The sequence below is a fragment of the Algoriphagus sp. TR-M9 genome, from assembly GCF_027594545.1.
GTDB classification, from domain to species: Bacteria; Bacteroidota; Bacteroidia; order Cytophagales; family Cyclobacteriaceae; genus Algoriphagus; species Algoriphagus halophytocola.
In genome coordinates this window covers 1,919,610-1,940,640 of record NZ_CP115160.1, presented here as the reverse complement: position 1 = coordinate 1,940,640, position 21,031 = coordinate 1,919,610, and the positions used below count along the sequence as shown (strand labels likewise).

Here is a 21,031-nt window from a genome sequence, read left to right as displayed (position 1 = left end):
TTGTCTTTTTTCACTTCAATCAAACGTTTTTAGGAACTGTATATGGATCTCTATATTTTCTGGTCAGCATTTTATCAGCCTCCTTGTCTTTGACAAATTGCTCAGTGCTTCCATCAAACCTTAATTCACGCCCGGTCAGGTAAGAGACATTGGCGATCAAGGGTAAAACCGAAGACTTGAAGCCCTCTTCTATGTCACAGTGCAGGGCTGAGTCATTTCCAGCTCTGATCGCGTCTAGGAAGTTGGCATAATGCTCGGCTCCTCCGGGTGCTGCCAGTACCTGATTGCTAGGTGCTGGAGCTGCTTCAGATTTGGATTGGGCGAAAGGTTCTTTTTCTCGTTCTCTGAAAGCCTTCCAAGTGCTTCCATTCAGTTCCAAATAGCCTTTTGTGCCATAGAAGACATTGCCAATGTGAATTCCCAAACTGGATTCCCCGTTCGTATATCTACCTCTGGTTTCAAACTCCAGCATAGTTCCATCAGCATATTTGAACACCGAATTTTGGGTATTTGGAGTTTCCTGAGAGCATTCATTGGGGTCAATGCCATAGATTCCACCCGTAGAATACACTGAGACTGGATGTTCATTTTTATTCATTCCCCAGCGCGCTACATCAAACTGGTGTGGTCCTTGGTTTCCGGTATCGCCATTACCTGTAGCCCAGTGCCAGTGCCAGTTGTAATGTACTTTTTTTTCATTGTATGGAATCATTTCAGCCGGTCCCCTCCAGTAATCGTAATGCAAGGATGCTGGCGGAGTGCTGTCCGGTACTTTGCCAAAGGAATCCCTTGGTTTGAAACAAGTGCCTCTTGCCATATACACTTCCCCTATTCCTCCTCCGTGTAAAAATTCCATTGCTTCCATCACATTTGCTATGGAACGATTTTGAAAGCCCACCTGTACTCTTCTATCGTATTTGCGGGCAGCTTCCACCATTTTCCTTCCTTCCCAAACGTTATGACTGGCTGGCTTTTCTACATACACATGCTTCCCCGCTTGGCAGGCCCAGATGGTTCCAAGCGCATGCCAGTGGTTTGGCACTGCAAATGAAACCGCGTCAATCTCCTGGTCATCAAATACCTTCCGCATATCCCATTCGGTCTCAGGAGTGATTCCGGTTTTCTCTATCACTTCTTTTGACTTGGGTTCGAAATATTGCTCATCTGCATCGCAGAGCGTCTTTAGCCTCACATTCCGATTGTCTTTCAGCGCGCACCATTGGTTGATATGATTGCTTCCTTGACCTCTGATTCCGATCACTGCCAGATTGATGCGCTCATTTGCCCCTAGGATAGAGGCATAGGACTTGGCACTCATACTCATCCCAGCCATCGCTATCCCGGCTGTACCCAGAATGCTTTTTTTGATAAATTCTCTTCTATGAGACATTGTTGATTTTGGTTAGGGTTTATTGGATTGAAATACTTATTCACTAAGAATGCCTATAATCTAACTATTCTGATTGTTAGTAACAACGCAAATTATTGGAATCCTTGGACAAGGAGCGCAAACGATTGCATATATGTTTATCTGCTTATGAATTCTACATAATGCTTATCACCATTTACAGTGATGTTTTAGACTATCACCATTTACAGTGATATTTTGAATTATCACCATTTACAGTGATATTTGAATTATGATTGCAATACTAACAGCGGACATTATCAATTCCCGGGACCTGGAGAACCAAAACCTTTGGATCAGCCCATTAAAGAATCTCTTGAGAACTTGGGGAAATACACCAAAACAATGGGAAATATTCCGTGGAGACAGTTTTCAACTGGAAATTACAGATCCAATGGAAAGCCTATTGGCAGCATTACAGATCAAGGCTCTGGTTAAAAGCCTGCCTTTATCTACTGGAAGCAAAAGAATATCTCCCATAGATGTGCGGATGGCGATTGGAATAGGTGAAAAAAATCATGATGCTGATAGAATTTCTGAAAGCAACGGGGAAGCGTTTATACGATCTGGTGAAAAGTTTGAACAGCTGAAAAGTGAAATGACTAATCTGGCAATCAATTCCCCCTGGAAAGAATGGAATACCGAAATAAACCTTTATTTAAAATTAGCAGGGATACAGATGGATAGCTGGTCGATTTCCTCCGGAGAAGTCATGTCTGAAATCCTCCACAACCCGGACCGCACACAGGCCCAGATCGGAAAAACTCTAAATATCAATCAAAACTCTGTAAGCAAAAGGTATAAAGCTGCCCATGGACAAAACATCCTGGAGCTGGAAAAACTGTTCAGAAAAAAACTCAGCCAACATCTCTAATGCTAATTCTAATTAAATTGATGTTTGCTAGCTGCCAAATCTGTTTTTAGATTTGGCGATCTAAAAAAAGCAAAAGAGCGAAAACTAACCGAATATATACTGATCGGAACCTTACTGAGTTTTGGCACAGCCATGATCTCAGGTCTGGTTTTCTTATCCATTTCCAATTAAATGAACCCAAGCAGCGAACTGGACTCCATCCAGCTGAATTTTTCTCCCAGTGACTTACTACTACTGAACCTGGCCCTGGCTCTGATCATGTATGGAGTGGCTTTGGATATTCGAGTTGAAGATTTCAAGTACCTGGCAAAAAACCCTAAAAGCTTTTTCCTGGGCGTTTTTTCCCAATTTCTTCTCTTGCCCTTCCTTACCTGGTGTCTGGTGTTGGCCATGAAGCCACCACCCTCAGTGGCCCTGGGAATGTTTTTGGTAGCTTCCTGCCCCGGCGGCAATGTTTCTAACTTCCTGTCAAATCTCGCTAAAGGCAACACCGCGCTCTCCGTCAGTCTCACTGGGTTTTCGAGCATACTATCCATAGTCAGTACACCATTGAACTTTGCCCTTTGGGCGGGGTTTTACCCTCCTACCTCCAAGCTGCTTCGCGAAATCAGCCTGGACTACGCAGATGCATTTGGTACGGTGGCATTGATCCTGGGCATACCTCTAGTACTGGGGATTCTCTCCCATAGGTATTTACCCGGCTTTGCGGAGAAGGCCTCCAAAATCCTCAAACCGCTGAGCATCCTGATCTTTGCGGCATTTGTGATCATAGCCTTTGCCGGAAACTTCGACTTGTTTGTCCAGTACATTTCCTTGATATTCTTATGGGTTTTGGCACATAATTTTATCGCTTTAGGCTCTGGGTTTTTGACAGGAAAACTCTTTAAAATGCCCCTGGCCGATGTTAAAACTCTGACCATTGAAACCGGAATCCAAAACTCAGGTTTGGGGCTGGTTCTGATTTTTACTTATTTTGATGGCCTTGGAGGAATGGCTATTATTACGGCCTGGTGGGGCATCTGGCACCTGATCTCAGGCATGACTGTCGCAAGTCTTTGGAAATCAAAAATCTGAAAAAATCGCATGACCAAAATGCAACTCAATACATGAAGTACCTATTCAACTTTATCCTCAGACTCTTAGTCAAAATAGCATTGAAGGGGTATTTCAAAAGCATCATTGTAGAAGGAAAAGAAAATATTCCCAAAAATGTGCCTGTAATCCTAGTGGCAAACCATCAGAATGCCCTCATCGATCCACTCCTCCTGGCCACGCATACTAGGCTCAACCCTTACTTTTTGACCCGGGCATCGGTTTTCAAAAAGTCATTTGTCGCCAAAATGCTGAATTTTATCCGCATGCTACCGGTATATCGGGTTCGGGACGGATTTTCTACCATACATCAAAATCAAGGCACCTTTGATCTGACCTATGAGGTGCTTCGCAAAAATGGAACCGTGATCATATTTGCCGAAGGCAGCCATTCCTTGATCAGAAACTTAAGACCATTGAGTAAGGGATTTACCCGAATAGCATTTGGGCTGAAAGAAAAATACCCGGACACCAAACCGGTGATCTTGCCGGTGGCATTGGATTTTTCTGCTCACAAACATTCAGGGAGTCGTGCCAGGTTGACTTTTGGGAAAATTATCCCGGTAGATATGCCAGCATCTAAATCCGGACTACTTACCAAATCAGTAGAAAAAGCGGTTAAAGAGCTCGTGGTAGAAATTCCACAGGAGACTTATGAACAGGATCTGGAGCGATTGATAGCCAATCATGTGGATCTGACCAGTAGCGCAGATGTAAAATTATTCCTGGAAACCGGAGAGGTCTCAAATCCGGTATCTGAACCTGCTGGATTTTGGAATAAGGTCATGAAAATATTCCATTTCCCGCTATACTGGTTATGGCTGGGTAAGAAACCATCCGTCAAGGATCCGGTATTTTCATCCACTTGGAAATTCCTTATAGGCTTTGCTTTAGGTCCGATTTATTACCTGGTGCTGATCTTGCTGGGACTTTATACACCCTTGGGGAGCTGGGCCTTTGCCTTTTTGCTTTTAGCTTGGGTTTCCTTGCTTTTCAATAAAAACCCGCAGGAATAAAGCCTACGCGGCCCAACTATTCTTTGGGATATTTTATAACTTTGGTTTTATAGAATTAACCCAAAAATAGCTTTAATATGAGTCAAGATTTTCTTCCCTTAAATGGGACAGACTACGTAGAACTGTACGTAGGAAATGCCAAGCAATCGGCACTTTACTATCAATACGCCTTTGGTTTTGAGTTGGTCGCCTACGCCGGACCAGAGACCGGCATCAAAGACCGGGCTTCTTATGTCCTCAAGCAAGACAAAATCAGGTTGGTTTTAACCACGCCCTTGCATCCTGAAGGGGAAATCTCAGCCCACATCAAAAAGCATGGGGATGGGGTGAAAGTACTGGCCCTCTGGGTAGATGATGCCGCAAAATCCTGGAAGGAAACTACCTCACGCGGAGCAGAATCTGCTCAGCAACCGACCAGCATAAAAGATGAATTTGGCGAAGCGGTGCTGGCCTCCATCAAAACTTACGGGGAAACCATTCATACTTTCGTAGAGCGAAAAAACTACTCAGGCCCCTTCCTTCCCGGTTACAAAGCCCGAAAAAGCGAGTATCAGGCTACCCCTATAGGGCTAAAGTACATAGATCACTGTGTAGGCAATGTAGAACTCGGAGCCATGAACCGATGGGTGGATTTTTATGAAAATGTCATGGGATTTAAGCTGCTCATCACTTTTGATGATGAGGACATTTCCACGGAATATTCTGCGCTGATGTCCAAGGTGGTTTCTAATGGCAACGGTTACATCAAATTCCCCATCAATGAACCCGCCGAAGGAAAAAAGAAATCCCAGATCGAAGAATACCTGGATTTCTACCAGGGGCCTGGAGTACAGCATATGGCTATTGCTACCGATGATATTATCCATACCGTCGCCGAACTGAGGAACCGAGGGGTTGAGTTTCTAGTAGTTCCTCCGGCTTATTATGACGATTTGCTGGATCGAGTGGGAGAAATCGACGAGGATATCCAGCCCCTGAAAGATCTGAATATTTTGGTAGATCGGGACGATGAAGGCTATTTGCTACAGATTTTCACAAAGCCCGTTCAGGACCGTCCTACGCTCTTTTTTGAAATTATCCAGAGAAAAGGAGCCAAATCATTTGGCAAAGGAAACTTCAAAGCCCTTTTTGAAGCCATAGAAAGAGAACAAGAACTCAGAGGAAACCTTTAGATACGGAGGCTGGCTACAGAGTCAGCCTTTTACTTTTTCATTTTTCGAAGAAAACCATTAATTTCTCTAAATTTTTAACCCCCTAAGAACATGCTTTCCATTATCAGTAATACCATCAAGGGAGGAATATTTTTCCTTTTTCCCATTGTGCTAATTCTCATATTTTTTGAGAAAATCATTCATGTTTTAAAACCCTTAGCCAGCAAAATCAGCGAAGCGCTGGGTCTGGAGAACAGCTTTTTTGATGCACCTTACCTTATCGCAATTATCATCATTCTGCTGTTTTGCTTCCTAGCTGGCACTGTTGCTAAGCTAGGCGCTGGAAAATGGATGGTTTCATGGATTGAAGATCACTTGCTGACCTTGTTTCCAGGATATCAGCTGATGAAAAACACCCTACAGGCCAATGCAGGTTTGGAAAGCGATAAGGATTTTCCCGTGGTCTTAGTCCCAATAGATGGATGGATGATCGCATTTCTGGTAGATACCTTACCAAATGGAGACCTGGTGGTCTTTGTCCCTTCTGCTCCGAATACCTGGGAGGGAAATGTAAATATTTTTCATAAAGAGCATGTAAAACCGTCAAACCTGACTCAGAAAGACGCTACTTTGATTATGCGAAGATTAGGTGTGGGAGCAGCAGAGCTCTTTGCAGCGCACCAAAACAGCAGCAAAGAGTGATACTTGCATGAGACTTGTAATGAAGTTGGAAATTACCTCCAACTCAAAAGTTTATGGTCACTGCCGCCGAACTCCCAAAAGGTCTCACCTATATTCGTGACACACAGCACGGTTTCATTCGCAAAAAGCGAGGCCGGGGATTTACATTTTTTGACCAAAACAAGCAAAAGCTGACCGATGAATCTCAATTGGAGAGAATTCGGAATTTAGTCATTCCTCCAGCCTGGAAAAACGTATGGATCAGTCCTAAAAAAAGCAGCTATCTGCAAGCCACAGGGATGGATGAAAAAGGCAGGAAACAGTACCTGTATCACGCAAAGTGGTCCGAATATTCCCAAAAACTCAAATTTGATGATCTTCTCAAATTTGGGCTTTATTTACCCAAACTGAGAGCGAGGTATAACCATGACCTGAGACAGAAAAGCTGGAATAAAAAGAAAGTTTTGGCTTTAGCTACTGCCCTATTGGATGAATTACACTTGAGAGTAGGGAATAAACAATATACCCAAGCCAATAAAACCCATGGCTTGACCACTCTTCGCCGTAAGCATCTGCACGAGGACGGGAGTAAGCTAATGATCAATTATACTGCGAAAAGCGGTAAGGAACGTTCTGTCTCACTCAGCAATAGAAAATTGATCCGTTTGCTCAAAGACTGCTCCCAGCTCCCCGGGTATGAGCTTTTCCGCTACCAGCAAGACCATGAATGGCACAATGTGAACTCTTCAGAACTCAATGAATATATCAGCTTGGAAACCACTGAAAGTGAATATTATACTGCAAAATATTTCAGAACCTGGGGAGCCAATTGCCTCTGCATACAGCAGGTAGAGCATGTAGAAAAGCTTTGTGAAGGAAACAGGAAGAAACCTGAAACTACTTTGATAAAATTAGTTGCGGAAAAAATGGGGCATACTCAGGCAGTTTGCAAAAACTCCTACTTGCACCCAGAAATACTTTCCTACTGCCTGGAAAAACAAGCGATTAAAAATTGCCTACCCAAGAATTTTTCCCCTGATCATTACAAAGCCGAGGAAGTAGAACTTCTCAAAATACTTTGTACCAAATTGAACTAGAAATGCCGCCAGCTCTTGGCATGCTTTTATGACTTTAAGAGGAAAAACTTAAGCATAATATGAGTATAGCTGAAATTTTCGGGTACGATACCCAAAAGATATTTTCAAAAATCACAGAGAAACTCAGCGGCTGGCTGGATATATTGGTAGAGAATCTCCCAAATTTCGTCCTGGCGGTAATTCTTTTGATTTGTACCATTTTTATTGCCAAATCAGTCAAAGGAATTTCGGCCAAATACATCAGCAAAGTAGGGACAAATGAGACCATCAGTCGTTTTCTCAGTCAGTTGATTTTTCTGGGGATTTTGGTATTGGGTATTATGCTGTCCCTTTCTGCGATGGACCTCACTAAGACCGTATCCTCCATCCTGGCTGGTCTGGGTATAATCGGATTGGCATTAGGATTTGCCTTTCAGGATACAGCTGCGAATTTCATTTCCGGAGTTTACATCACTTTTAACCAACCGTATAAAATCGGAGATATAATAGAGACGCATGACGGGCACGAAGGTGCTGTGATCGACATCAACTTGAGAGTCACCAAAATCAAAACGTATAACGGGCCCATTGTATATGTGCCCAATCGCTACCTCTTTCAGGAATGCTTCACCAACTACACTGAATTTGCCCAGCGAAGAGTACAAGTGGAGTGTGGGGTAAGCTATGGAGAGGATTTGGAGCAGGTGGAAAAGGTAGCTTTAGAATCGGCCAGAAATGTTTCCAGTCGATTAAAATCAGAGGAGCCAACTTTATTCTGGACAGGTTTTGGGGATAGCTCCATAAACTTCACACTGAACATTTGGTGTAGATTCAAGGGTAGTAACCTGGATTTTATTCCGGTAAGAAATGAAGCGATAATCTCCTTGAAAAAAGCTTTTGATGAAAACGATATCATGATTCCATTCCCAATTCGTACACTGGACTTTGGTATCAAAGGAGGCAATCAATTGAATCAGCAGCTCACAGACTTATCCATTTCTACCAAAAATGGATCTTCTGAAGATGCTGAAAGTTAATGGAAACTGAAATTAAGGACATGAATAAAATCACCCCTTCGAGGTTCAAAGTCACACATATCCCCAGCTTAATGGTGGAGAGTTTTAAGCAGTGGAACCATGCCGAGCCCTGGAGGCTAAGTGCCGTAATTGCATACTATGCTGTACTTTCACTGCCAGCCTTGATGGTAATCGTGATCAATACTGTGGGAGCTATTTGGGGCGTAGATATAGTCACTGGAAAACTCACAGACGAGATGGCTTCTGCATTGGGGCCGGAAACCGCAGAATTTCTCCAAAACATGGTAGCGCAAACCCAAACTAGTGGAAAATCTACCATTGCCTCCATTATAGGTATTGGCGTACTGATTTTCGGGGCCTCCGGAGTATTCTTCCATCTGAAAATTTCCATCAATGACATCTGGGGCCTGAAACAAACAGACACTGTAAAGTGGTATTACACCTTATGGGAACGTGCCGTAAGCTTCAGTTTTGTGCTTGTTTTGGGATTTTTGCTTTTGATCAGTTTTGTACTGACCGCCTTGCTCTCCATGTTTAGCGATTTTATCAGGAGTATCCTGCCGGAATTCGTAGTGGTGTTCGCCTTTATGGTTGATTTTATTATTTCCTACGGAGTAGTTGCAGTACTTTTCGCTTTGATTTTCAAATATTTACCTGATGCCAAAATCCGGTGGAAATCTGTTTGGATCGGCGCATTACTCACGGCCTTCCTTTTCTCTATATCAAAGTTCTTACTTGGAGTTTACTTTGGAGCCGCAGAACCGGGTTCCACTTATGGCGCTGCAGGTTCTATTATTTTGGTACTGCTTTGGGTATCGTATTCTTGTCTGATATTCTTCTATGGAGCTGAATTTACCAAGGTTTTCTCCATCAGATATGGTTATGGGATAATACCGAAAAAGCATTATTCAAGGGTTAAAAAAAAAGAATCAATAGAGCAGGGTGAACTCATTCCTCCCCCACAAGACCCGCTACCTGAAGGAGAAGAGGATGATTTGGAAGAAAGAGCTTAATTCCTCTGAAAAATATGGGAAAAAGAATATCGAAAACTAAACTGGAGTTTGGTAGCCTGACTGGTAAACCCATCAGAGAAATTCCTCCTGTTGATAAATATCACCTCTGCAGCACCTGTCACATTTGGAAATGGGTGGTACATTAAATTACCCGACACATAATCACCCCGTTGAAAAGCTGAAGGGATCAACTGATCTGTAAGCCTGGCATTTGAAACTGACCATCCAAAAGCGCTGGTCAGTTTCTCGCCCCAGGAATGGTTATAGTAGAGCACTACGCCAATTTGAGGCATGGCCACGCCTTCAAAAGGTCTGTCACTTGGGCCATCTGGATTGTCCACTACGCCAATATCTGCAGAAGCATCGTCCAGGTAACTTTGGAATGCCTCCCCACCTACCACCTGTCCTTTGATCACCCCAAAATCACCCACTTTGATATTCGTGCTTAGATTGATTCCCCATCCCCAGGCACTACCATTCAGATCAATACCATCCTCCTGATAATCATCCCAAACTATCCTTCTCACTATGCCTGCCACCTCTGCATAACCCCAGTCTCTACTCATGCGAAACTCGCCGGAAACATCGGGCATGGGAAAGCGGAACCTCACTCCTTCCAACTCCTGCCTATCTGCATAAATCCCTTCATCTGCACTGGCCCCTGGCCGCTCTATGGCGAAGGTCAATCTATTCCTGCCTTGAAGTGGCATATACCTAAACTGTACATTTCGAAATGCCACCACTCCGGATGGCCCCCAATATTCTACCGTATTGGGGAAAACATCTACATCTTGAAAAGGAGAATCTACCTGGCCTATGCCGAACTTGCCAAGCTGTAAATATGCGTAACGAAGGTGAAATGCTACCTCCCCTGCCATTTTACCCACACCGAAAAAATCAAAATCAACAAAGGTCATCAACTCCCCCAGCTTGGTGGGAGTCTTTACCTTAAAACCTAATTTGGTCTGTCGTATAGAAAAATAAACACTCCCATCTCCGCCGAATTCATTGGGGTAAGCCGGTAATTTAGATGGGCGCATTACATCAAACCAAAGCGGGTCAAGTTGACCAAAATTATATCCAATATCGGTCATGAACTGCCCATAAATCTCAAGTGATGGCTTCTCTTCAGTCTGAGCAAAAACCTTAATAGGCAAAAGCAAAAGCGTTAAAGCAAAAATCTTTTTGAACATACTGTCTAAAAATAGGTACCCTTTAAGTTAATTGAAAAATATTTTCATTCCCTAAATCTAAATCGAAAATGGTGCGAATTCACTAATTTTCAAAAGAACCTAAACCAAATGACGGTTTCCTCAACCTTTCTCGCTACTTCCTTAGACACACCATTCTCTTGGTTTTCAAAGCTAGATGTAGGTTCGATCCACAAGTCTAGGTTTTCGAATGCCCTGGAACTTTCTGCCAAATCCATTTTCTCCCTAGCCATATTCTGTAAACTTACTGCCAAGCCTTCAGTTTCTGTCCTGAGCTCTATTGTACTTCTATCACTTATCAACTGAAAAGCATGGATGTCGGGAAAATTGCCATAAGCCTTACTTTCCCATGGCAAGGAGGGTAAATTCAGATGTTGTGGGCTAGTGCTTTGCTGCCAAAGACCAAAATTAACACGTTGCTGGCTTGGCTCTGAAACTGGCAAGGGCCCATTTCCAATCCACTTAACTTCCTTCAAACCAGACACTTTATATCTAAAACCAAGCTTTGAAAAGCCAGAGTCTCCAAGCCCATAACCGGCCTTTAGCAAAACTTCCCCGCTAGGAAAAACGGTCCATGAATAATACGCTGAGGTCTCCGTATTCAGCGACAAAATCTTCACAGAACCATCGTCCTGTTGCTTCCAAGTGACTTCACGTTGAATCGATAGACCTTGACTTTCACCAACATACTGACTTAGGTAAATCAAATCTCGATTAATTTTGACCATTTGCAGTAAGCCATCAGTTTTCCCAAAGACGAACAAACGCTCTCCGACCGAAAACTGCAGATCTGTAGAAGATTCCCGAACTAATACCGCTTGCTCATCCCATACTGCTCGGCTTTTAAAATAGGCTGCATTTCCAGCCTGTGGCCTTCGCAGAGGGACGGACCAAGGATTGAATGCTTCAGCGTTTTCACTTGCAGGCGTGACACGGAGCAGATCTCCATCCCGCCAATTTGCCGGCAATTTCACATCCACCCAAACAGAATCTCCAGATTCTGTTTTTGGTAAAGTAAGGCTTCCAGAATACAAAGTTCTGCTTTGATCCCAAGCCTCTATTTTATCCACAGCCCAAAGAATTTGAGAAGTACTTAAGTCACTAAAGTGGAAATTATTTCGAACCAAGACTTTTGTTGAAGCATCATCTTTGAGGTCAAAATCTAAAATTTGGATCGGCGACCAGTTCGATTGATAAGAATAATATAAAGCGCTTTTACTTCTATATGGCCCCAGTAAAGCTGCCGGACTTGACTGCTCATCACAGTCCAAAACACCCCCTAAATCATCTCTGACCACCGCTTCGAAGGTTAGTTTTCCGGCATTTTCCATGCGAATGGAATTTAAGGATCTTCCTTCCAGGTCAAGCAAAGAGGGATTGAAATTGTTACTTTTAATCCCTGGAATTATCAACATACCAAGGGAATCGGCCAGGTCGAGAAAATACTCCTCCGCACCTATAAGCGGCATCACTACTGCGTTTGCGTTCATCGCTTTTAGCAGTTGGATATCCTCAAGAATATGCTGCTTGCTAAGTGTTCTTGCCGTAGTAGGATAAAAAGAGACCCTTTCAACTGCCTTTATTTTCAATGGTTTGCCATTGAAAATTACTTCATTTGATTCAGTCCAATTGAAAGTTTTAAAGCCTATAGTTTCGGATTGTTGATAGCGTATTTTACCTCCTTGTACCACTGAAAATCTAGCCTCATAAAGCTTGGGGTGCTCAGGACTCCAGGACACAATCCCACTGAAATTTTGATCAATAAAAACTGATTTTCCTGTTACTTGCTGTGAAGAACGGCCTATAGATTCACCTGATTTCAGGTCATAAAGCTCCAGCAGAACTTCAGCTGAATTTGAAGTATCAAAAAAATCAAGCTGTGCTTTCAGCGTACCCTCAGCCCGGGCTTCTAAGCTAGAAATTGAAAAGTGAAACTTTGGTAAAATCTCTAAATAAACTGGCCTATAAATCCCGCCAAAAATCCATTGACCCTTAGTGTTAAAATATTTTTTAATATACTGTTTATCAAAATATTTATAAACTTTTACCTCTAGTACATTTTCACTTCTGAGATCAATATTTTCAGAAATAGGATAAACGGTTTTTCCTAGGTTTTCAGAATAGGTAGGCACTAAGTTTTCTCCATTTAAAGTCACTTCAAATTCAGCTAGCACTCCTTCAAACACCAAGTTTATCTCTTTTCTTTTCCATGCTGAATTTGCAAAAAACCGATGTCTATATATCCCGGTCTCTTGCTCTGCATTTAGAGGGTTTTCGACTTCCCTTGAAGGAGGATGAAACTTCCCAAATCCCTGCATTTCCCAGTTGGAGGGTACCAGAATTTTTGACCAATCTCCACTTTTTCTACCACTAGAAACCTTAAAATCCCAATACACTTTAGTTTCAGCCCCTTGTCCACTGAGATAGAACCTATGAGCAGAAATATTTTTGGTTGGACTTTGTGCAGAAAGAAGGGTGAGCTGAAAAAAAATAAATAGGCCTAAAAGCCAAGTCCTGTGGGTTTGCATAGATGAATACTCCTGAAATGTGCTCAAAAATAGCTGAATCTCTACGCTAAAAAAATATTGCAGGGTATGTGAGCAAAGCTACTTAGCGAATAGACCTCCATAATTTATTCTCATCATTATCAGAAGCTCAGCAATTAACGGATGGCATATTTTATGAATTTATATATCTTAGAACTCAAACAATTTTTAAAACATGACAAGCATAGACCCTAGCATCTTAGCCAAAGCAAATTCATGGCTAAGTGGAAACATCGATCAGGACACAAAACTTGAAATTCAAAAACTGATTGATGAAAATCCTTCGGAACTCATTGACTCATTCTATCAAGACCTGGAATTTGGTACGGGTGGGCTCCGTGGCCTGATGGGCGTAGGGACAAACCGGATGAATGTGTACACCGTAGGGATGGCCACCCAAGGATTGGCAAATTACCTTTTGAAATGCTTCCCAGGAGAAACCATCCGTGTGGCAATCACCAATGACTGCCGTATTAACAATACGCTTTTTGCTACCACCACAGCAAATGTGTTGACAGCAAACGGTATTCATGTGATGTATTTCAAAGAAATGCGCCCCACCCCCATGCTTTCTTTTGCCGTGAGGCATTTTGACTGCAAAAGCGGGGTGATGATCACTGCATCTCACAATCCTAAAGAGTACAATGGCTACAAGGCCTATTGGGATGATGGGGCACAGGTGGTCGCTCCCCACGACAAAAACATCATTGATGAGGTTAAAAAAATCACCTCCTTTGATGATGTGAACTGGGACAAGAACGATGAGCTTTTTCACTTCATTGAAGAGGATTTTGACCAGATTTACCTGGATTTGGTCAAAGGATTAAGCCTTTCTCCGGAGGCTGTGCAGGCTCAAAATAGCATGCCTATTGTCTTCTCTCCGATTCATGGAGCTTCCGGCAAAATGGTACCAGCAGCACTGAAAACTTTTGGTTTTGAAAATGTAAACATAGTCAAAGAACAAGCGGAACCGGATGGGAATTTCCCTACTGTAATTTATCCCAATCCTGAAGAAGCCGAGGCACTCACACTCTCTCTTAAGTTAGGTAAAGAAGTCAATGCCGAACTGGTTTTGGCTTGTGATCCGGACGGAGATCGATATGCAGCAGCGGTGCCAAATGAATCAGGTGAGTTTGAGCTGCTGAACGGAAATCAAACGGGCTCCTTGCTGACCTATTATTTGCTTAGTAAGTGGAAAGAAGCCGGCAAATTGGATGGAAAGCAGTTTATGGTCAATACCATAGTGACCACAGAATTGATTGATAGAATTTGTGAAGGATTTGGAGTGAAATGTTTCTCCGTATTGACGGGCTTCAAGAATATAGCTGCCATCATCAAAGATCTAGAAGGCAAAGAAACCTTCATAGGTGGTGGCGAAGAGTCATACGGGTATTTGGTGGGAGACTTTGTCCGTGATAAGGACGGTGTAAGTGCCTGCGCCATGGTAGCTGAAGCTATAGCCTATTATAAAACCCAGGGAAAAACGGTTTTTGATGTACTGGCTGAAATCTATTCTCAATTTGGATTCTACAAAGAAGCACTGATTTCAGTAACCAAAAAAGGAAAAGACGGAGCCGAGCAAATTCAGGCACTGATGACAGATTTCCGCCACCATCCGCCTTCAGAAATGAACGGGGTAAAAGTGGTAAAAATCATGGATGTGAAAGAAAGCAGCATCAAAGACCTGCTTACTGGTAAATCTGAAAAGTTAGAAATGGATAAATCCAATGTCATCCAATTTTATTTGGCAGACGGCAGTAAAATTTCCGCCAGACCCTCTGGTACCGAACCAAAAATCAAGTATTACTTTTCAGTTAATGCTCCTCTGGCAAATACCTCAGACTATAGAAAGGTGGAAGCTGAATTGGTAGAAAGACTGGAAGGTTTAAAGCGATATTTCAGCTAAAACGCCTACAATTGAAAAAAATGAAAGCACTGAAAATTCAGTGCTTTCATTTTAATATGCAACAAAATATTTAGTCGGTGCGTACTATCCAGTAATTTAACTTTTATCAATTTTTTTAGCAAAACAAATTTGGCCCTATTGACCATGAAATTTTCTACTGGATTTTATCTCTTGTTGTGCCTGGCACTTTTTCAATATTGTAACACTAAAAATGAGACCGAAGTAGTAAAAGGCATCCATCAGATAGAAATCAGCAAAGAATTTTTGCTCGATCATGAAAATGATTTACAGTTTAAGGCAATAGACACTATCGATCTAGAACGCCCAGGTAATCCCCCAATTTCTTCAATACAGTATATTACTTTTGCAAAGGACTATATTTTCCTTTTGGATATGAAGCAAGGCCTTTTAAAGTTTGATCACGATGGGAATTTCATTCAGACTTTAGGAAAAAAAGGTGATGGTCCAGATGAATATAATGTTCCTACTTCCATTTACTTAGATGAAATTAATAGTAGAGTCCTACTTGCTGATTGGGAAAAAATGGTATTGAGTTCCTTTGATTTGGAAGGGGATTTTATAGCATCAAGTAAAAAATTACCCGGACGTCCAATTTCCATCTATAAGGAAAATGATAAGGTATTAGTAATTCAAGAAGGTATTGAATCTTATGGTAGTGGTGCACAAACGGTATTGCTAAGCTTCTTAGAGCCTACCACCCTGGAATTCAACTCACAGGAAACCCCACTCTATAGCTTTTATTCACGATTTTACAGAATCAACACTTTCCTTAAGCCATTTGGTAAAAAAAATGAAAACCTTCTCTTTTATATTCCGCGCGTTCGGTTCGAGGGAATGGTTGATCAAAAGGATACGATTTACCGGGTTGAGGAAGATCACCTAATCCCTGAATATCAACTTGACTTCACAGATTTCGGAAAGTCAGATACCATACGGACCCAGTCAGTGGAAATAAATGATGGAAATGCAAGCATACTCATAGGTTATAAAAAAGATTCCTATCACTTAATCCTTGATTTAAAGAACAGTGTTCCAACATTTAGTAGGCAACTGCCTCGGGAAAGTTACTCTCTTGAAGTTTTTCCAAAACATCTAACTAAGGATACCTATTATTCAATCATTAAAAATATGAAAGGTGCTGAAGAGAAAAACCCTAAAATAGTAATGTATGCGTTAACAAAAGAGTAGAGTAAGCTCGTGAAATTAATTGGGGAATAAATAATTTATTGAAAATCAATTATTTTTTCACCCACAGCACATCAGCAAAATATCCTTCGGAATCCATAAAGTTTTCCTTAACTTCAAAACCTCCTAAGGATGCTAAATGGCTGATTTCAGACAGGCTATACTTCTTGGAAATTTCAGTAAAGATTGACTCAAATTCCTCAAATTCAAATGTTTGATTTAGTGCACCAATAGTAACTTCCTGTGATTTTTGTGAAACCAAATAGCTTCTGCATTCCCCACTGACAGGATCATAGGTCGGCCAATGGCTAAAAGACTCCCGATCAAAATCCGCATCTAACTCCCTGTTAATTCTATCCAAAAGGTTCAAATTGAACTCCCGGGTTACTCCTTGTTTATCGTGATAGGCATTCAGAATAACCTGGGGATCTTTTTTCAGGTCAAAACCAATTAAAACAAAGTCTCCCTTTTTTGTTCCTACCCTTAGATGATCAATGATATTCTTAGCTTCATCGGCTCCAAAGTTTCCAAGATTTGCCCCCAAAAATAAAATCAGGTTTGGCTTTCCATTTTCCCAAACTTGCTTCTTGAGCGATTCTCTATACGTATCCTGGATAGGTTTTACTTCCAAAGCTGGGAATTCAAAAGACAGACTTTCCTCCAATTCCTCCAATACTGAACCGGAGAAATCCACTGGAAAATAAGTGAATTCGACTTCCATTTTGGCAAGATACCTCAATAGGATTTTTGTTTTCATACCATCTCCAGCTCCCAATTCCACCAAATTGAATGTTTTGTCTAAGGCAAGAATTTCAGCTAGAATTTGCTCGTGTTGGCCTTCTAAAACATCATATTCTTTCCGTGTGAGGTAATACTCCGGCAACGCCATAATCTTCTGAAACAGTTTGTCTCCTTTGGCGTCATAGAAATATTTTGAAGGTAAAGTTTTCGGAGTTGAATTAAGACCAAGCATTACATCCTGGGCAAAAGTCCCGAAATCCGTGTTTTTTGCGTTCATAAATTATAGTGATTTGGCTAGGCGGATGCCCATAAATTGCCATCTGTATTTTGGATGAAAAAAGTTTCTATAAGTCGGCCTTGAATGACCTTCAGAAGTGGCTACAGACGCGCCTCGAAGTACCATCTGATTAACCATAAATTTTCCATTGTATTCCCCAATTGCTCCTGGAGCTACTTTAAATCCAGGGTAAGGTAAATATGCCGAGTTAGTCCATTCCCACCTCTGCCCCCAGTCAAATTGATCCTGGGCTACTTCCCATTCAAATTCCGTTGGCAATCTCATTCCTTTCCAAGCAGCATAGGCTGAAGCTTCGTAGAAATTAACATGGGATAATGCTGCTTCAGGAGTGATAGACTTTAATCCATCCAACGTGTAATAAACCCAGGAGGCATCTTTCATCTCCCAATAAAGAGGAGCTTTTACCTGAAGTTCCTTAACCCAAGCCCAGCCCTCATCATGCCAATAGGTTGGGTTCTCATAGCCTCCGGCATTCATAAATTCCAAATACTCCTGATTTGTAACCAGAGCTGTAGAAATCGCAAAATCATTGAGGTAAACTTTATGAGGGTTTAATTCATTATCGTAGCAAAAGTCATTGCCCGTATATCCAATTTCATATACTCCAGCATCTACAGAAACCCACTTTGAATTTGGTTCAGAACCGTATTCCTGGATATCCATCACACTTGGATTCAGTGGATTAAACCAAAGGCTGTACTTTAAATCCGTAATCAATAACTCTTGATGTTGTTGCTCGTGGTTCAAACCTAGAGTTACCAATTCATTTATTTCAGCATTATTTTTCTGAATCAACTTCTGCATTGCGTCATCTACATATGCCCGGTAAACTTTCACTTCTTCCACCGAAGGTCGTGACATGAGCCCGCGCTGATTTCTGGCAGTTCGGGCACCGAGCGAATTGTAATAAGAATTGAACAGAAAGTTAAACTGGGGATGCTTGACCTCATAACTGGGATCTTTTGGTACCAAAATAAACTGCTCAAAAAACCAAGTAGTATGCGCCAAATGCCATTTTGGGGGACTGACTTCCTCAGAAGCCTGAAGGCTAAAATCCTCCGTAATCAGGTGGCTACAGAGGTGTAATGAATGTTTTCTTACTCGTTGGTACTTGGCTAAAACTGTCATATAAAAGGCTGATAAATAGCTTACAAGTTAAAGTTTTCGAATTTTTATTCCTTTCCTATGTGAACCAATGCGTCTCCAGTATTGATCACAGGCATGTTGTTCATCCCAATGATATGGCCATTTGTAGGAGCTTTCACTGGTATTTTTACTTGCCCATATGGATCCGAAATCCGTGCCAGTATCTGTCCTTTTTTTACCGACTCACCTACTTTCACGCTGGAATTAAAAATGCCTGAAGCCTTGGCTCGTACCCACCTGCTTTCCTTTAGGAAAACAGTATTTGGAGCATCCGGTACTTCTGCCAGCATTCCCAAATTCCCCAGTAATCGCTTGGTTCCATTGACTCCTTCTTCTATCCCATATTCGTCCAACCGCATAGATTCTCCGCCCTCATACACCAAAATATGCTTTTTGGCTTTGAACGCCTCCTTTCGGAAGGATTTCTCTATGTATTTGGAATTGACCACGTAGTGCGTACCAAAGGCTTTAGCCAGCTCCATAGCCACTTTATCTTTATAGTCCACCCGAATTTGCGGGAAATTGGTCAGCATTCTACCACCGGTATGAAAGTCTATCCCGTAGTCAATCTGAGGAATAATTTCATTGCTTAGGATAAAAGCTATGCTTGCAGCCAGGGATCCTTTTTTGCTTCCGGGAAAACTCCTGTTCAAATCCCTCCCATCGGGAAAGGTCCGGCTATTGGACAGAAAGCCATAAATATTCACCAAAGGCATAAATATTAAGGTTCCTTTTAGCAACTCTAGCCCTTCGTCCACCTCCTCTAGCAGGCGTTTTGCAGTGACTACACCATTGATCTCATCACCATGCACACCTCCGCTGATCAGGACTACAGGCCCTGGCTCCCTACTGGTGCGAATAAAAATAGGTAAATCAATTAAAGTATGAGTGGGAAGCTTTGCTATGGCAATGTCAATATTCATGGACTGTCCGGGACGTATTCTCACCCCGTTGATGACCAATTCTTTCATGCAGGACTTATCTAATGGCTAAATTGATTTCTTATTCGGTCAAAATCTTGCTTAATTCGCAAGGCATTTTAAGGTTATGAATATACAAGAAAACATTTCCCTCAAGCAATTCAATACTTTCGGAATAGACAAAAAGGCTAGATTTTTTACTGCCGTACAATCTGTTTCCGATCTCAAAATGGCCCTGACATGGGCTAAAGAAAAACACATCAACACACTGATTTTGGGAGGGGGAAGTAATATTCTTTTGACTCAAGACCAAGAGGCTTTAGTTATCAAGAATGAAATCACCGGGATAGAGCTAGTCAAAGAGGATGAGAAATACTACTGGGTAGAAGTAGGTGCAGGAGTGGTTTGGCATGATTTCGTACTCATTGCCATCCAAAATGAATGGGCCGGAGTAGAAAATTTATCCTTGATTCCAGGCACTGTTGGCGCCTCCCCTATGCAGAATATTGGAGCGTACGGAGTAGAGATCAAGGATGTATTCCATAGTTTGACCGCTTTGAGAAAATCAGATCTTAAGCTGGAAGATTTTGATGCTAAGAGCTGTGCTTTCGGGTATAGGGAAAGTGTTTTCAAACATGAACTGAAGGACAAATATGTCATTTGCTCCGTGATATTCAGACTCAATAAGGTGGCTGCATACCACACCGACTACGGCGCCATTAAAGCCACCCTTGCCCAAAACGGTATAGAGCACCTTAACCTAAAAAGCATCTCTGATGCGGTGATTCAAATACGGCAATCCAAACTTCCTAATCCAAAGGAAATAGGAAATGCAGGTTCATTTTTTAAAAACCCGAGTATCCCAGCTTCTCAATACGACTCTTTAAAAGCCGATTACCCGGAAATCCCCGGCTACCCTAATGATGAAGGGGTCAAAGTACCGGCAGCATGGCTGATCGAGCAGTGTGGCTGGAAAGGAAAACGATTGGGTGAAATAGGAGTCCATAGCAAACAGCCCCTGGTTTTGGTGAATTATGGAGCAGGCGATGGCAATGAAATCAAAAAACTGGCTGAGAAAATCCAGAAGTCAGTTTTGGAGAAATTCCAGATCGAGATCCACCCTGAAGTGAATTTTCTCTAAATCAACTCGTCGTGAACCTCTAGGTTTTTCTCATATTTATCTACTTTCACACCGAATTTTCTTAAAAAATCCACTCCCTCATCAGAACCTATTCCCTTATATTCTGCATAGGAATAGAGATAAATCACTCTGGAAATCCCCATGGAAAATATGATTCTGGAGCAGGCCAGACATGGAGACAAAGTCACATATAAGGTTGAGCCTTCCACGGCTGTATTGTTTTTCACAGCGTAAAGAATCGCGTTTTGCTCCGCATGAAGTGCCAAAGAGCAGCTTCCTTTGCTATCTCTAGCACAGCCAGACTGAGGAAACTCTACATCACAATTATGCGTGCCGGCAGGTGGGCCGTTATACCCTATGGAGATAATCCGGGTTTCCTTCGTCAAAACGGCACCCACATGCTTTTTAATACAGTGTGACCTACGGGCCAGGTTCACTGCCAATTCCATGAAAATATCGTCGAAATCTGGTTTGCTCATAACTTGTGCTTTCGCCAAAAGTAAGTAATCATCCTAATTCCAGCCCAAAGCAAAATGAATATTCCTCCTAAATTTACGTTTTATGTGTA

At 42.0% G+C, this 21,031-nt stretch carries 18 protein-coding genes; 11 read left to right on the top strand and 7 right to left on the bottom strand.

What is annotated here, in order from left to right; all coding sequences use genetic code 11:
• Window positions 1-19: 19 nt before the first annotated feature.
• On the bottom strand, window positions 20-1,390 hold the full coding sequence (locus PBT90_RS08470; protein ID WP_264809960.1) for a Gfo/Idh/MocA family protein: 1,371 nt from the start codon (window positions 1,388-1,390) through the stop codon (window positions 20-22).
• A gap of 250 nt (window positions 1,391-1,640) precedes the next feature.
• Here PBT90_RS08470 and PBT90_RS08465 point away from each other — a divergent pair, with 250 nt between their 5' ends.
• The 8 genes from PBT90_RS08465 to PBT90_RS08430 all read left to right on the top strand — a co-directional run bounded on the left by PBT90_RS08465 (window position 1,641) and on the right by PBT90_RS08430 (window position 9,348).
• Window positions 1,641-2,282 carry a SatD family protein gene (locus tag PBT90_RS08465; RefSeq protein ID WP_264809958.1) on the top strand — a complete coding sequence of 214 codons (642 nt, stop codon included), beginning with the start codon at window positions 1,641-1,643 and terminating at the stop codon, window positions 2,280-2,282.
• Window positions 2,283-2,453: 171 nt separating this feature from the next.
• Window positions 2,454-3,356: a bile acid:sodium symporter family protein gene (locus PBT90_RS08460; RefSeq protein ID WP_264809957.1), complete on the top strand. Its 903-nt coding sequence runs from the start codon at window positions 2,454-2,456 to the stop codon at window positions 3,354-3,356.
• Window positions 3,357-3,388: 32 nt separating this feature from the next.
• The gene (locus tag PBT90_RS08455; protein WP_264809955.1) at window positions 3,389-4,390 is read left to right on the top strand and encodes a 1-acyl-sn-glycerol-3-phosphate acyltransferase; all 1,002 of its coding nucleotides are present in this window, start codon (window positions 3,389-3,391) and stop codon (window positions 4,388-4,390) included.
• 77 nt (window positions 4,391-4,467) lie between these two features.
• Window positions 4,468-5,562, top strand: a complete 1,095-nt coding sequence (gene hppD, locus PBT90_RS08450) for a 4-hydroxyphenylpyruvate dioxygenase (RefSeq protein WP_264809954.1) — start codon at window positions 4,468-4,470, stop codon at window positions 5,560-5,562.
• 90 nt (window positions 5,563-5,652) lie between these two features.
• Window positions 5,653-6,243 carry a DUF502 domain-containing protein gene (locus PBT90_RS08445; protein WP_264809953.1) on the top strand — a complete coding sequence of 197 codons (591 nt, stop codon included), beginning with the start codon at window positions 5,653-5,655 and terminating at the stop codon, window positions 6,241-6,243.
• A 53-nt stretch (window positions 6,244-6,296) separates the two neighbouring features.
• Window positions 6,297-7,319 carry a DNA topoisomerase IB gene (locus tag PBT90_RS08440; protein WP_264809952.1) on the top strand — a complete coding sequence of 341 codons (1,023 nt, stop codon included), beginning with the start codon at window positions 6,297-6,299 and terminating at the stop codon, window positions 7,317-7,319.
• Between the two features lie 59 nt (window positions 7,320-7,378).
• Window positions 7,379-8,335 carry a mechanosensitive ion channel family protein gene (locus tag PBT90_RS08435; protein ID WP_264809951.1) on the top strand — a complete coding sequence of 319 codons (957 nt, stop codon included), beginning with the start codon at window positions 7,379-7,381 and terminating at the stop codon, window positions 8,333-8,335.
• Entirely contained in the window at window positions 8,335-9,348 is a 1,014-nt protein-coding gene (locus PBT90_RS08430; protein WP_264809950.1) for a YihY/virulence factor BrkB family protein, read from the top strand. Before PBT90_RS08435 ends, PBT90_RS08430 begins: the two co-directional genes overlap by 1 nt.
• On the opposite strand, the gene PBT90_RS08425 is transcribed toward PBT90_RS08430, so the two are convergent.
• Window positions 9,345-10,541: a DcaP family trimeric outer membrane transporter gene (locus tag PBT90_RS08425; protein ID WP_264809949.1), complete on the bottom strand. Its 1,197-nt coding sequence runs from the start codon at window positions 10,539-10,541 to the stop codon at window positions 9,345-9,347. The genes PBT90_RS08430 and PBT90_RS08425 overlap by 4 nt on opposite strands.
• A gap of 89 nt (window positions 10,542-10,630) precedes the next feature.
• A complete protein-coding gene (locus PBT90_RS08420) occupies window positions 10,631-13,087 on the bottom strand; it encodes a glycoside hydrolase family 2 protein (protein WP_264809948.1) in 2,457 nt (818 codons plus the stop codon).
• 193 nt (window positions 13,088-13,280) lie between these two features.
• Here PBT90_RS08420 and PBT90_RS08415 point away from each other — a divergent pair, with 193 nt between their 5' ends.
• Window positions 13,281-15,011 (top strand): phospho-sugar mutase, encoded by a 1,731-nt coding sequence (locus PBT90_RS08415; protein WP_264809946.1) that lies wholly within the window; start codon window positions 13,281-13,283, stop codon window positions 15,009-15,011.
• Window positions 15,012-15,155: 144 nt separating this feature from the next.
• Window positions 15,156-16,220, top strand: a complete 1,065-nt coding sequence (locus tag PBT90_RS08410) for a 6-bladed beta-propeller (RefSeq protein ID WP_264809945.1) — start codon at window positions 15,156-15,158, stop codon at window positions 16,218-16,220.
• A 49-nt stretch (window positions 16,221-16,269) separates the two neighbouring features.
• On the opposite strand, the gene egtD is transcribed toward PBT90_RS08410, so the two are convergent.
• From egtD to PBT90_RS08395, 3 genes are read right to left on the bottom strand one after another with little or no spacing between them, the layout of a single operon-like run.
• Window positions 16,270-17,235, bottom strand: coding sequence for an L-histidine N(alpha)-methyltransferase (gene egtD / locus PBT90_RS08405; RefSeq protein ID WP_264809944.1), 966 nt, complete (start codon window positions 17,233-17,235; stop codon window positions 16,270-16,272).
• A gap of 3 nt (window positions 17,236-17,238) precedes the next feature.
• Entirely contained in the window at window positions 17,239-18,384 is a 1,146-nt protein-coding gene (gene egtB / locus PBT90_RS08400) for an ergothioneine biosynthesis protein EgtB (protein WP_264809943.1), read from the bottom strand.
• Between the two features lie 44 nt (window positions 18,385-18,428).
• The gene (locus PBT90_RS08395) at window positions 18,429-19,373 is read right to left on the bottom strand and encodes a succinylglutamate desuccinylase/aspartoacylase family protein (protein WP_270132673.1); all 945 of its coding nucleotides are present in this window, start codon (window positions 19,371-19,373) and stop codon (window positions 18,429-18,431) included.
• Between the two features lie 76 nt (window positions 19,374-19,449).
• Here PBT90_RS08395 and murB point away from each other — a divergent pair, with 76 nt between their 5' ends.
• Complete coding sequence (gene murB / locus PBT90_RS08390) at window positions 19,450-20,463, top strand: UDP-N-acetylmuramate dehydrogenase (RefSeq protein WP_270132671.1); 1,014 nt, start codon at window positions 19,450-19,452, stop codon at window positions 20,461-20,463.
• Here murB and PBT90_RS08385 read toward each other — a convergent pair.
• Window positions 20,460-20,942 carry a deoxycytidylate deaminase gene (locus PBT90_RS08385; protein ID WP_270132668.1) on the bottom strand — a complete coding sequence of 161 codons (483 nt, stop codon included), beginning with the start codon at window positions 20,940-20,942 and terminating at the stop codon, window positions 20,460-20,462. The genes murB and PBT90_RS08385 overlap by 4 nt on opposite strands.
• Between the last annotated feature and the right edge of the window lie 89 nt (window positions 20,943-21,031).

What these genes read in the sequence shown, in the direction of transcription:
- PBT90_RS08470 (WP_264809960.1), bottom strand. Translation starts at nt 1,390, where the DNA reads ATGTCTCATAGAAGAGAATTTATCAAAAAAAGCATTCTGGGTACAGCC.
- PBT90_RS08465 (WP_264809958.1), top strand. Translation starts at nt 1,641, where the DNA reads ATGATTGCAATACTAACAGCGGACATTATCAATTCCCGGGACCTGGAG.
- PBT90_RS08460 (WP_264809957.1), top strand. Translation starts at nt 2,454, where the DNA reads ATGAACCCAAGCAGCGAACTGGACTCCATCCAGCTGAATTTTTCTCCC.
- PBT90_RS08455 (WP_264809955.1), top strand. Translation starts at nt 3,389, where the DNA reads ATGAAGTACCTATTCAACTTTATCCTCAGACTCTTAGTCAAAATAGCA.
- hppD (WP_264809954.1), top strand. Translation starts at nt 4,468, where the DNA reads ATGAGTCAAGATTTTCTTCCCTTAAATGGGACAGACTACGTAGAACTG.
- PBT90_RS08445 (WP_264809953.1), top strand. Translation starts at nt 5,653, where the DNA reads ATGCTTTCCATTATCAGTAATACCATCAAGGGAGGAATATTTTTCCTT.
- PBT90_RS08440 (WP_264809952.1), top strand. Translation starts at nt 6,297, where the DNA reads ATGGTCACTGCCGCCGAACTCCCAAAAGGTCTCACCTATATTCGTGAC.
- PBT90_RS08435 (WP_264809951.1), top strand. Translation starts at nt 7,379, where the DNA reads ATGAGTATAGCTGAAATTTTCGGGTACGATACCCAAAAGATATTTTCA.
- PBT90_RS08430 (WP_264809950.1), top strand. Translation starts at nt 8,335, where the DNA reads ATGGAAACTGAAATTAAGGACATGAATAAAATCACCCCTTCGAGGTTC.
- PBT90_RS08425 (WP_264809949.1), bottom strand. Translation starts at nt 10,541, where the DNA reads ATGTTCAAAAAGATTTTTGCTTTAACGCTTTTGCTTTTGCCTATTAAG.
- PBT90_RS08420 (WP_264809948.1), bottom strand. Translation starts at nt 13,087, where the DNA reads ATGCAAACCCACAGGACTTGGCTTTTAGGCCTATTTATTTTTTTTCAG.
- PBT90_RS08415 (WP_264809946.1), top strand. Translation starts at nt 13,281, where the DNA reads ATGACAAGCATAGACCCTAGCATCTTAGCCAAAGCAAATTCATGGCTA.
- PBT90_RS08410 (WP_264809945.1), top strand. Translation starts at nt 15,156, where the DNA reads ATGAAATTTTCTACTGGATTTTATCTCTTGTTGTGCCTGGCACTTTTT.
- egtD (WP_264809944.1), bottom strand. Translation starts at nt 17,235, where the DNA reads ATGAACGCAAAAAACACGGATTTCGGGACTTTTGCCCAGGATGTAATG.
- egtB (WP_264809943.1), bottom strand. Translation starts at nt 18,384, where the DNA reads ATGACAGTTTTAGCCAAGTACCAACGAGTAAGAAAACATTCATTACAC.
- PBT90_RS08395 (WP_270132673.1), bottom strand. Translation starts at nt 19,373, where the DNA reads ATGAAAGAATTGGTCATCAACGGGGTGAGAATACGTCCCGGACAGTCC.
- murB (WP_270132671.1), top strand. Translation starts at nt 19,450, where the DNA reads ATGAATATACAAGAAAACATTTCCCTCAAGCAATTCAATACTTTCGGA.
- PBT90_RS08385 (WP_270132668.1), bottom strand. Translation starts at nt 20,942, where the DNA reads ATGAGCAAACCAGATTTCGACGATATTTTCATGGAATTGGCAGTGAAC.